Below are 11700 nucleotides of genomic sequence, written 5' to 3'. Positions count from 1 at the left end.
GTTACCGCCTGATACGTTCCATGATGTCGCCGAAATCTTCGAGACTTTCCTTGACCCCTTCCACACCGCCAGCGAGGCTCTTGACGGCTTTATCGAGCTCGGTGTCGAGGCTACCCAGGGTTTGTCTCAACGCCCGGTCCATACCTTCACCGAATTCCTTGAAGCCGTTACCCAGGACACCGCTGATGTTTTCGAGGTATTCATATACTTCACGGTTGAGCGCCTGCATCCGCTCGCTTTGAACCTTCAGGTCCTGGAGATATTGGCTGCGCCCGCTGGCTTCCCCTTGCGCACTGGCAACTACCCCTTCGATGACAGCGAGCGTTTTCGCGAGCGCTTCACGATTGTTCCGGTAGTCCGCGACAACGGTATTCAGCTCTCGCGAAGCCTGTGCAAGTTCAGCCCCTGCGCCCTGGACTGTACCCATCAACCCTGCAGTCGATTCACTGGCTCGCACAACGCTTTGGCCGGCAGTTTCAAATCGCTCAGCTGCCGCCCGCATCTTGTCCGCACCTAGCTGCATGCTGTGCAGATGCTGCTCTGTCTGGGCGCTCAACGCATTGACAGTGTCCTGGGCAGATTTCTGTTGCTCAGCAACCGTCTGCAGCAATGCCTTGACCTGCTCGTCGAGGCCACCGACCAGGTCGCGGGTACCTTGGTGCAGGTCTGCTTGGGCAGCGCGGGTGGATTGATCCATCTGCTGCTGGCCCTGTTCCAGTTGCTTGAAGACTGCCGAGAGCTGCTCACCCAGCACCTCAACGGAGCCTGCAATCTTGGCCATGGTTTCCTGTTGGCCTTGGCCGATGCTCTGCTTGATCGACTCGACAAAAGCCTGGAGATTCTCAGCCATTGCCTGTTGGCGAGCCTCGCTTTGAGCAAACAGCTTCTCCAGTTGCTCGGCCATTCGAGCGCCAGCCCCCTCCCCTTCGTTGCCGATACGGGCAACCGAAGCCTGCAGATTGGCGAGCATCTCGTTCATCCCCGCTTGCATGGCGTTTTGTCCGGCCTGCATATCGGCCAGTAGCTGGGCAATCATGGTCGAACTGTTTTGATTGGAGGACTCGCTAGCCGAACGCATATCCTGGATCAGCGTCGAGAAGCCCTGCTGCATCGACTGCATGGCGGCAACCGACTGACCCATCAACTCGTGCAGGCCATTGAACTGCTGGCCGAACGTACCTTCCAGCTTGTTCATAAACGCCACCAGAACATCCTGAAGCAGGTTCTGTACCTGCCCGGACTGATCGCCACTGGCGGCCTGCACGGCCCCCGCGATGGCTTCAAGCGGCGACTTGAGGCTATTTTCAATTGCGCCGCTCACCTGGTCGGCCAGCAGCTGCCCCGAGTCACGGTAGGTCGTCGACAAGGTATCTGCCAATCTGAGGCTTTCACGGACCTGGGTATCAACCAGGTTCTGTAGCATTTCCCGCAGATCGGTTACCAGGCTGTCCTTCAACTGACGGGTTTGCACCGAGCTTTCAGCACTTGATCGCACCAGCTCGGCCAGGTATTCCTCGCCGACACCGCTGTCAAAAAGCCCGTCGATGGTTTCATTAAATGCCTCAAGCAGCTTGTAGCAGTGTCCCAAGCGCCACTTTTCAGTAAGCGTGACGGCGATAGAGGCCATGATTGAAATGAAGGAGCCGATGAAAGCGAACAGCACGTCTTTCAACAGCTTATCGACGCTGGCGTTAACCTGTTCAGGCGTGCTCGGGTCAAAGTGCTGAAGACCTAGCATCAGGCCGAAGAAGGTTCCGACGATCCCGATACCGGTCAAGATACCCGGTAGGTGCTTATAGAACTCGGTCCCCAGCGGGGTATCAACCACACTTTGCGGTGAGAAGAAGTGTGCAGCACCGGCAGTGGCTCGCGATCGGACAAGAACCTGTTCGCCCTCCTTGAGCTCGAACTGATCATGCAGCGTTTCAGCATACTCACGCCAGGAATGCTCCAATCTGCCGCCACTGAACAGACGTTCAAGCTCAGACCGCCGAAGAGGTGGAGCGAGAGTTTTCACGTTCTGCAAGCTAACAGTCAAACGTTTCAGCTGGGCGCTAAGCTTGAATGACCTACAGAAGTAACGGACGAAATACCAAGCGCAAAGAATGAAAACGAGACCAACAACCATTTTGGGTGCGATCAGCTGCTCAGAGCTTGCTGCACCCCACAGGTGCAACAACGTCGAAAAATCCATACCTTCCGCCTTCAATTAAGCATTTTGTGATATTCAGCAAGACCGCATTACCCACACGGATGCGCTAATCGCCTGTCCCGCTGGGGACAGCGACAGCACCTTGCCAAGCACGTTTTAGGGCACTACAAGCTCGGAGTGGAATGGGCGTATCAATGCGCCCCCAGAACCTTCCTTGGAAAAATGCCAGATAATAATATCCTTATGCTATCACCTTAGCTTGAGCCGTAACCGTCGTAAAGCCGGGAACCACTAATGGCCCCCTGACTTGGGAGACCGAAAAAACTTGTCGAGGGCGCTCCATGCCTTAACAAGCAGGCGGCTGAATGAAGGCATGGGATTCGCTGAAACCCCAAGCCTTCGCTACGCGCTAGTCTTTGCAGAAACCCCTTTGGTAATGGCGTCGCATTGCCTCCCGCATTGCAGTTTGATGCGCTTCTGCCTTCGCATCACCCCATTCGCTATTCGAATATATCAAGTCCATCTTCAAAGAGTCTGGCCGCTTCTCAAGAGCTCGCTTGTTGAGGAATCGCTGGCGCTTTTCGTTGTATGGCAGATTACTGTACTCGGAGTTGATGCTGCGCGAGACTAGCGCCAGATTGCCAAAGCGGTTCAGCCAGGCGCTGGTGACCTTATTGGTATCGGTCGCCTGTGGATTCTGCGGCGAAATATGCTCCACCGAGTTCTTGGCTGTGAAGCGGAAGTTGCCCCATGCATCATGATCACGATGCTGCTCATGCCAGAGCACAAAGTCCAGTTTGTAGAACCAGTAATGGGCAAAGTCGACGCCGTAATCGCAGGGCAACACTGCCTCGAATTGAAGCGCAGCGGCGGTACGCCAGGGCTCATTCATGAATGCCCGCGTGCGCACTACCAAGGGATCGCTCGTCACTTCCCCTAGCAATTGGTTATCCAAATGGCACAGGAAGCCGTAGTAGCGCTCAACCTCCTCCACGCTGCCACGCACGGTTTGCGCATGCTTGTGGATGAAATAGAGGAACGGAGTCAACCAATAATGGGTGGTGATCTCCTGGGAGTGGTAGAGCATGCTCTGCAGTAACGACATGCCTTGTTTCAGATCATTGTCACGGCTGCGATTGATGTAACGCTTGTCATCATTGGCAGAGATCGAGGTGTGGCAAATTTGATGAACCTCGTCATCCCCCTGATCGACCCACTTGATTACGTATTCATCCCAAAGCACTCGCATACGCCAAAGCAGGTCGATGAACCCTTGTGCCCTCACGGTACGCTGCGCGGGCTCCGCCGGCTGCAGTAAATGGGCCTCGAACAAGGTAAGCAGGTGCCGATCCAGCACACGGGGCAGATCCGGCTGCCCTTGCTCTTTCAACCAGATACGCAGCACATGCAGAAGGAACAAAGGGAAGCCAATGATACTGCGCGCCCATGGTGCCTCCCCTTCGTCCGCCGCGATGGTCGCGTATCCATTGTCAAACTCGGGATCTGCACCGTTGACGATGTTCTCCAAGGTCAGTCGTTCAGCAGACTCCGCTTGTGCAGCCTCCGCTCTTCGCGAGAGCAGCCCGTGCACAGCTACTGCGTGAAGCAGCTGCCCTTTGCTATAGAGATCACCCAAGCGGTGAGCCTCCAGCTGTGTATCCTGGCAAAGATTACGTTCGACAAAGCCACTCATGTCGGCACAAGCGTTCCACAAAGCTGCGTAACGGGAGCGGCTTTCGGCGGGGATGTCGCGCAGTAGCCTAGCCTTGAGAATTTCGTGATGCTGAAGCTGGATGCCGCGGTTGTTGATGACCTCAAACAACTTGTTCAAGTCCATCCCCTCAGGCACCTGTGTGAGCACGAGCGAAACCTTGCGATAAACGAAGCAAGCGAGTTCCTTGAGGTATTCGTCATCCACAAGCTTGCCATCCGCACGCTTGTAGGTCTGCTTGAAAGAAGCCATTAGTTGCTGAGCTTCTCTCATGCATTGAGTATCGGGGATCTCTGGGCTTGCTCCACTTTTGCCAGGCATCATGCTGGCAAGGAAGGTGTTCACCTGCTCGCGGATCGAGAAATGCAGGCGTGGAATCACGCTGTCCTTCAGCACTACCCTGCTGAAGTCGCCCATCACTTGGTTCCATATGGCGACCGTGCTGAGCATCCACAGCGTCGTGAAGCGCTGCTGCCCATCGATCAGGTCGAAGCGGCGCAGACCCTTAAGGCGATCTTGCTCAGAGGGTTTTTCAACCAGCAGGGCACCACCCAGAAAAAACTGGTCTTCGCCCCGATCAAAAGCATTCGCCATATCGGTCAGCAATGTCTTGATCTGATCATCACCCCAGACGTACAGCCGCTGGTAGATAGGCACGTTGAAGCACCAGGCCGCGTCGTCTTGATTAACCAGCTGTTCCAAGGTGAAGAGACGGGAATCAATACTCATGGCGATCTTCCTGACAAGTCTTCAAGTACGTTTCGAGCCATAGCGATTTACCCGCAAGGGTCGAGCATTCGCAGTCCAACTGCCCTTGATAGAAATCCAGGACCGCCCTCTTGTATCGCCCCTGCACCCCCTGCCCTGCTGATACCGTTTCGTTAGCATACGAAGACGCCACCGCTTGTTGTCGGTGCTGAAGGAAATCCAGCACCTGCTTCGGGTGGTAACTCTGGGCAATCACATCCAACAGGTTCAGCTCGGCCAGCCTGAAGAAATTGGCCGCGGTTTCCTGCTTGACCTGTTTTTTCTCCAGGCGAATCGCGCCCAGCAAAAACTCCAAGCGCAGGGCAAAAGCGGTCAGTTGTTCAACGTCGAACTGATCGACATACATCAGGCTACAGAGCATGAAGATCTCGCGCAGGTACTCCTGGTTACTACGCAGCAGCTGTTTGTAAATCGTGCGGAAAATACTGACCTGCGGACAAGGCGCAGGATCATTCATTAGCCGTTGCAGCAACGCTGCGTACTTGTCTGCGTATAGAAAGAACCCAACACCTTCATGGATGGGCTGACGCAACGCCATAGGCAGGCTTGCAGGATTTTGCCCGACTCGCAGCTGGCTACCCTGCAGCACATAATCACCATCTCCCGCCAGCGTCATGCAGGACGCCAGCCGATTGTGCCGGGTCGCGTAGAGCGGCACGCTGTCAATACGGCTACGGCTGTCGGCGGCGTGGGGCCAAGCGTCGCGCTGGAATTCTGCCAGGAGCGGTTCGTGCTTCCCCGCAGGCGTGTGCGATCCGCGCCAACGCCGCGCACGCCAGAGAAAACGATTGAATAAGTTAGGGGCAAAGTCCTGACCTGGGCTCAGCACCGCCGGGTGGCGTTGCAGCCTCTCCCAGCGCTCTGCACAGTCCCTCTGCAGTGCAGACTTGAGCTCAGTCTTCCCTTGCGCGTAGTCGATCGCACGCAGGTGATAGGCCTTGAGCAGGTCAGTGGCCTCCAAGCGCACCCCGCGGTTGTTCTGGGTGTCGAAGAAGGTGAAAGCGAGATCAGTGCTGTCCACTTCGATCACTGTCAGTCGCAGCCTTTCGATGATCTGCGGCGCAATCGCCTCCATTTGCTTCAATGCCTGCAACCCCTCAGCAATATGTCGCGCGGATTGTCCCGAATAGCTGAGTGCCTGCCCCACTGGCAACTTGCCGGTAGAGCGGTGGTACAACAGCGACAGCGCGGTGATGCGCTGCTGACCATCGATGATGAACCGCTTCGACTGGCTTGCGTCGCGATGCAGTAGTACACCACCCATGTAGTAAGGCAGGGTGGTATCCGCCTGTGCTGCATATGTTGCTAGGTCATTGACCAGTTGCGTCAGCTTGTCTGGCCCCCAGACGAAACCACGCTGATAGCTGTCCAATGCCAACGGCCAATCGCTTGCATTGAGTAATTCTGCAAAAGACAGAGTACTGACCCGTACAAGCGAGCTCGGCTTGGCGGGTAGAATTTCCCGGATCAATTTTCGTCCCAACGTTTACGCAGCGTCCTGATCAGCGCATTTCCTCGCAACGCGCGGCCGTCTGGCCCACAGAGTGCGACAGAGCCTTCCGGCAACCCGAAGACGTCTTCGATCCTTGCCCGGATGGTGCTCACTTTCGCATCCGAGCGCGCGGCCCGATAGCGAGCCGCCTTCCGGTTTCCGATAACGACTGTCGAGTCTTCTTCCTGATCATCCGAAGCCTCCTGGTCCTCGGCATCCCAGGTCTCTTCCGCATCCTCCTCCTCGATCAGCTCGCCATCGTCGTCGGCCTCTTCAGCCTCGTCGACTTCAGCGGTCAGGTCAGCCAGCGTCTGGGCATGGGAGTACCATGTGCTGGCATCCTCCTGTTCCCACACTAAGCCATCCTGGACATGGAAAGTGCGCAGGGCTGCGGAAGACGGAACGTAATCACTGAAGCGCGACTTCACGGCCGGCAAACGTTCAAAGCCAGCCCCCAAGGCACGCAACACTTTTTCTGGGCCTGCAACCAGCAAAAATTCAGACCAGCACGGCTCACGGAAATTGACGCTGACAGTACCGTACATGTAGAGAGTCGCCCGCAGTGATGCGTCCTGCTCAGCCAATTGGGTGAGTACCTGCATCACCGTGCGGTAGATGCTGAAACCTGCGTCCTCGATGGACTGCGAATCGACCTCGACTGTGGGTAAGGGCGATTTACTGTTGACGAACGCGAGCTCCGTCACCGATTTCTTGATCATTGTCTTCATTCCTTGAACGGGACCTTGTGTGGGCGTCAAAAATTGATTTGCCACGATTGCAAACGTTGGGATGTAAGCGTGGTACTGCGAAAGCCATCCCATGCCGAAGCAGCGTGTTTGAAAGATCATAATGCCACTATTGCATGATAAGACTCTACAATCCCACCCTAGAACCTGGATTCATGCTTGGGGTCGTCACGTGGAACATACCAATGTGGATCAACTGTGTGGCTATTCGAAGGATGTGCTCACACGTCTGCCAACGCAGCGGGAGAGCGAAATTGCAATGTTGCCGCATAGGGCGCGCTAAGCGTAACTAAGCAAGAGGTATTCGTGGATTAATTGCGATGGGGATGCAACTGCTGCTAAGACGCCAAACACGAGTTTTTCTTTCGATAAGATGACCTGGCAAGACGCATACCAACTTAACCCGGCTACGCCCCTTCATCATAGCCACAGCCGACACCCCTTAGTTTACAGCGCAAAGGCCAAGTGCCATCATTCAGTATCCCAACAGCTCAACAGCACGCCAGCACCGTGACCCACCTGTTCAAATTCCTGACTCTCCCTCACCCCTCTGGTGAGGTCGCGAACATTTTCATCCATGGCTACTCAGCCGGCCATGACATGGAAGACCGGTACGCACTGCGAAAGTGTATTCCGTCGTCTCTACACAACTGCGTCAACATCTTTGCCTTCTGGCCGTCCGGTCATTGGGCCCAGTTCGATGGCTTGTCTGGCGGAGGCGTCTTGGTGCTTACCCGCTTGAGCACCATTGCCGGTGCTGCTGCAGCCGTGGTTGATCGTGCCTGTCACTTCAATACAAGCCGTAATCGCGCCACCACTATGGGCAAGACGTTGCTTTTACAGCTTGAGGACTACCTGTTCAAACACCACCCCTACGTATCGAAAGTGAACCTGGTTGGTCACTCACTCGGAGGCCGGGTGGTGGTAAGTGCTCTGCTCGACTTGGTGAAAAAGCCTGCTGAAGAAAATCTGAAAATCAACGATGTCCTGTTAATGGCAGCCGCAGTTGAGCTGTCAGGGGAGGATGCACTGGCTATCAAGAATATTATCAGCGGCGAACTCTGCAACGCCTGGTCTGGCGAGGACGACGTACTGCGATTCAATCTTGGAGAAACCAGCATAGGACGACAAAAGGTCGAAAACTGCAAGGATGTACCCATGCCGAAGTTTGGCCATACCGACTACTGGCCACGCCTGGAGCAGGTGCTCCGTGCCTCAGGCTTTAATGGCTACATAAGCGGCCTACCCGCTTCAAACCAGCCGCAACCAAACATCAAGAGTCTCGACCCCGTCGTCTCCGACCATCTTCTCTATGACCTACTCGACTTGACCAGCGATCGCATCCGAGACCAGGTCGCGAAGCACTTGCGTAGCAGCAGCTGGACGACTCTCGAGACCCACCATTCACTCTACCTGCTAACCAAGGAAACCCAGCTTCTTGGGGGACACTGTCTGGTTAATCTGGCACGAGGGCGTGGTCTAAAGTATGTGCAGATATTGCTGACGCTCGCCGAGCACTACGATCTGCTGAATGAGCTGCACTACTGTGCGCGAGTCTTCGAAATGGAGGCACTGCTGGTCAGCAAGTGCTTCCGATCCTCCTTCGGTGAAACTCATGTGCTGGCTTCACCACAGAGCATTATTGAGCAGATGAGCACCATGTCGGAGAAGGGTTACTTTGAGCAGGTTGACACTTTGGCGGCAAGTTTGACCGTAACTTCGTATTTCTCGAAAACTAAAGTACCTGCCCCGAAATACCGCCAGCCGGCTCCGCCTTTAGTAAGCAAAGGGCTAACGTTGGCTTCTACTTCGCTACTGCCATCGTTGACCAATCTGATTTCAACCGACCGCATAAAGGCTGCAGTAACCAACTTGAAAACTGCAGTGAAACCCGGTTACTCAGCCTTGATTCCGGTGGTTGCCGTTCTCTTCTACGCGCGGTTGGATCTGAACAACGAAGGGCTACTCTGAGCCTGACCAGCTCTACAGCTAGCCAGGCAAGGCGCAGTTATCATTTGGCCTGCACCTATTAAGCATTCGCCAAATCGAGAACCTCAATCAACGTGCAATCCCCGGCCTGCAGCGCTTCCAGTGACCTGGCCGAGCACAGCTGTACATGGTGCGGCCCCGTTGCCTTAGCATAAATCCGATGTCCTTGATGATCGCCAGCGATACTCAGACGACGCTTGTAAAGACCACTATCGCCTTCAAGCATTTCACCAGTATGCGCTTTAGGTGATTGAGAGTGGTATAGGTTGAACACGCCATCGCGTGGGACTCCCAACTCTTTCCAGGTACCGTAAATATCACCCTGTTGCAGCCCCGGCATAAATTTGCCACGTAGTATACGACCTACATAGTGGGCAAACGGCGCTTCGCTGGTATCGCGCGCAATACTCGAAATCACTTTGACCGGGCTACCAGGCGCTAGGCGAAGCAGACCGATCGCAACGCCGGTCTTACCGTTGGGGCTATAGGGTTGCTCCGGATTGGAGGCCAGCGGCTGATGAACGATGATCTGGGGTACCGTCCCATCAATAAGTGGAATAATAACGGGCTCTGATTGAGGCTCAGCCTGCGCCTGACTTACGAATACTGGCTTAGAACGCATCGCTTCGCGAAGTAGCCCACTCATCAATGCGGAACTCCCAACCGCTAGCGAAAAAGCTTCCCCTTCCGCTACCTTATCATTCTTGGGGCCTTCCACTACCGCTGCGAACAGCTTCTGCACAATTGCAGAGCGGCTACTGTTACCCGCCAACAGAACGTGCACACGCTCTTGGGGGTGACCGGTAAATGCTTTGTTCATTGCACTGAAGAAATTGTGCACTCCCTGGCCGATGCGTTCAGTAAGGTACTGCATCAGAATGTCGACCGGCACCGTCAGTTCGCATGTAATCTTTTCGCCCTCACGATTGAGCAGTGCCAGTTTCAGTACCCCACTTGTGCCAGGCAACGTGCCCAGCTCCCACAACGGTCGCAGGCGTGACACCAGCATCACGCTGTTGGTCGAGGCGCTCTGGCTGTCTATCAGGAACATCTCCGAACCAGGGAAATCCTCGGCATCCAATGGGCGAACAAAGCCAATTCGCTTACTGCGACACAGCTCGATATTGTGCCGGAATACCAGATACGCCATATTCTCCAGCAGGTTTTCGCCCCCGAGGTAAGCATCGCCAGCATTGCCATAATGCTCGAACACTTCCTCCCAGCCTTCGTCTTCTTCATCGGCCGTCGGCAAGCGATAAAGCCCAAAGTCGAAATCAGTAGTACCGCCCCCAAAGTCGAAAACACCATAGGCAATACCTTCCTCGGTCGGTTCTACACCCAGCTTCGGTAGTGCGGCAGCCGCGTATGCTGCCGGCTCATTGGCCAGTTCTTCTACGCAGAACTCGCTGAATAGTTCACTATCCAGCATCTGTGCAGGCAAGCTACGCTGCAAGCCCCTGCGGAACGACATCAGAATAGTTTCTTTTAGATCCCGGGTATAGGCGACGGGGAATGTCATATAGTAGCGCAAAAACAATCCACGGCCGCGCCAGTTGATGGCCATACCAAGGTACCAGGCATACAACTCGATCGGATCGAGCGGGTCATCCTGGCTGACCGTTAATGGCTTGCCCTTGACCACGTCCCGCTTACTCAGCGCGGGAAGCGGATACTCATAGCCATTGGCCTGATCGGCAATTCGTGTGAGGTTATTCGAACTATGACGCAACGCCCAATGCTTGATCTTGGACAGAACACTGGCAACCACCTTGGGCTCGCTGCCGTTATTGCGCAGGCTATGCAAAGCTTCATGCGAGCAACGCAGATTGTCCCAGTTCAAATTCGGGCGGTACGGTTCTGAATTCCATGCTTCCAAGCTGGACGGCAAGTCTATGAACTCAAGTACTGTCGGGTTCTCGTAATGCTCGGGTTGCTCTTTTTCCCAGTGATCCTTTACGCCAATACGCAGCAGTTTGTAACGGCCATTATCATCGTAAGCCACGACACTACTACTGGTGCCAAAATCAATGGCGATATTCCAATCCTTCACATCGCTAACTGGATTACGGGCACGCAGCTTCGCTTGCCTCAAAACTTCTGGATCCTCGCTGCAAAGCTCCCAAACACCCAGATTCGGATCGCTGAACTGTGCATCGCTGATCCGAGGCAAGCGACAGATGTTGTAATCGACATCACGATAAACGCTGGCCAGGTCAGGCATAGGAGTATTCATAATTGCTAGAGGATCCTCGTTTGAGTAGACACCGACGGAACTAAGGCACCAGCCACGCTGAATGGCATGGGTTACAAATGCTTGAGTGTCCAAATGCTGCACTTCATCACTGCACGCTATTAAGGCACCGAAGCCATCGACGCAGAGAATATCGCGCTCGAGATCAAGCATCCCCTCCTGTGCAAACCACAGCTCTTGATTCATCAAGTTATCACGAAGTGGATTGCTCTCGCCCGAAACAAAAGCAACAAGCTCATCTCTGGAGGGTATCCTCAGCGGAGCAGTATCCATGAGTCGTTTTTGCCCAAGGATCTCCGCTGTCTCGGTTCGAGTGTAGATATCAGCTGTGAGTTCACCATAATCCCAGATCAAGCAGCTTTGAGTATCGTAGAGACCCCTCTCTGGGTCTCCAGGAAATCCCACCACCCAATACGGGGACGCTGAAATTTTCAATGCGCACTGACGACGTAAATCCGCAATAAAAGCACTGCGAATGAAAGTTGGTGAACTCGGTGACATACTGCGTTCCTTAGAGATTACGATTTGCTTCAGCAACCGGATCAATTGGCTATGTACAGTGCGTAATGGCAGTGCATGGATCATGGTCAT

General features: G+C 54.6%; 6 protein-coding genes. 1 reads left to right on the top strand and 5 read right to left on the bottom strand.

The features are described from left to right. Position 1 precedes the first annotated feature (1 nt). The 4 genes from zorA1 to ACF8GB_RS10940 all read right to left on the bottom strand — a co-directional run bounded on the left by zorA1 (position 2) and on the right by ACF8GB_RS10940 (position 6842). Positions 2-2194, bottom strand: coding sequence for a type I Zorya anti-phage system protein ZorA1 (zorA1, locus tag ACF8GB_RS10955; RefSeq protein WP_145128984.1), 2193 nt, complete (start codon positions 2192-2194; stop codon positions 2-4). Positions 2195-2561: 367 nt separating this feature from the next. Next, a complete protein-coding gene (locus tag ACF8GB_RS10950; RefSeq protein ID WP_145128982.1) occupies positions 2562-4592 on the bottom strand; it encodes a DUF262 domain-containing protein in 2031 nt (676 codons plus the stop codon). After that, positions 4582-6102 carry a DUF262 domain-containing protein gene (locus ACF8GB_RS10945; protein WP_392527023.1) on the bottom strand — a complete coding sequence of 507 codons (1521 nt, stop codon included), beginning with the start codon at positions 6100-6102 and terminating at the stop codon, positions 4582-4584. The genes ACF8GB_RS10950 and ACF8GB_RS10945 overlap by 11 nt, the downstream gene beginning before the upstream one ends. After that, positions 6099-6842, bottom strand: coding sequence for a hypothetical protein (locus tag ACF8GB_RS10940; RefSeq protein WP_298727874.1), 744 nt, complete (start codon positions 6840-6842; stop codon positions 6099-6101). Before ACF8GB_RS10940 ends, ACF8GB_RS10945 begins: the two co-directional genes overlap by 4 nt. Before the next feature lie 537 nt (positions 6843-7379). Between ACF8GB_RS10940 and ACF8GB_RS10935 the strand changes: the two genes are divergently transcribed. Continuing rightward, positions 7380-8840, top strand: a complete 1461-nt coding sequence (locus ACF8GB_RS10935; protein WP_392527022.1) for a DUF726 domain-containing protein — start codon at positions 7380-7382, stop codon at positions 8838-8840. A gap of 58 nt (positions 8841-8898) precedes the next feature. On the opposite strand, the gene ACF8GB_RS10930 is transcribed toward ACF8GB_RS10935, so the two are convergent. Then, complete coding sequence (locus ACF8GB_RS10930; RefSeq protein ID WP_326384421.1) at positions 8899-11700, bottom strand: hypothetical protein; 2802 nt, start codon at positions 11698-11700, stop codon at positions 8899-8901.

Source organism: Pseudomonas sp. xss_4 (assembly GCF_043104125.1).
GTDB lineage: Bacteria > Pseudomonadota > Gammaproteobacteria > Pseudomonadales > Pseudomonadaceae > Aquipseudomonas > Aquipseudomonas parafulva_B.
The sequence above is the reverse complement of the archived record's forward strand: the minus strand, read 5'-3'. Positions and strand labels throughout refer to the sequence as shown.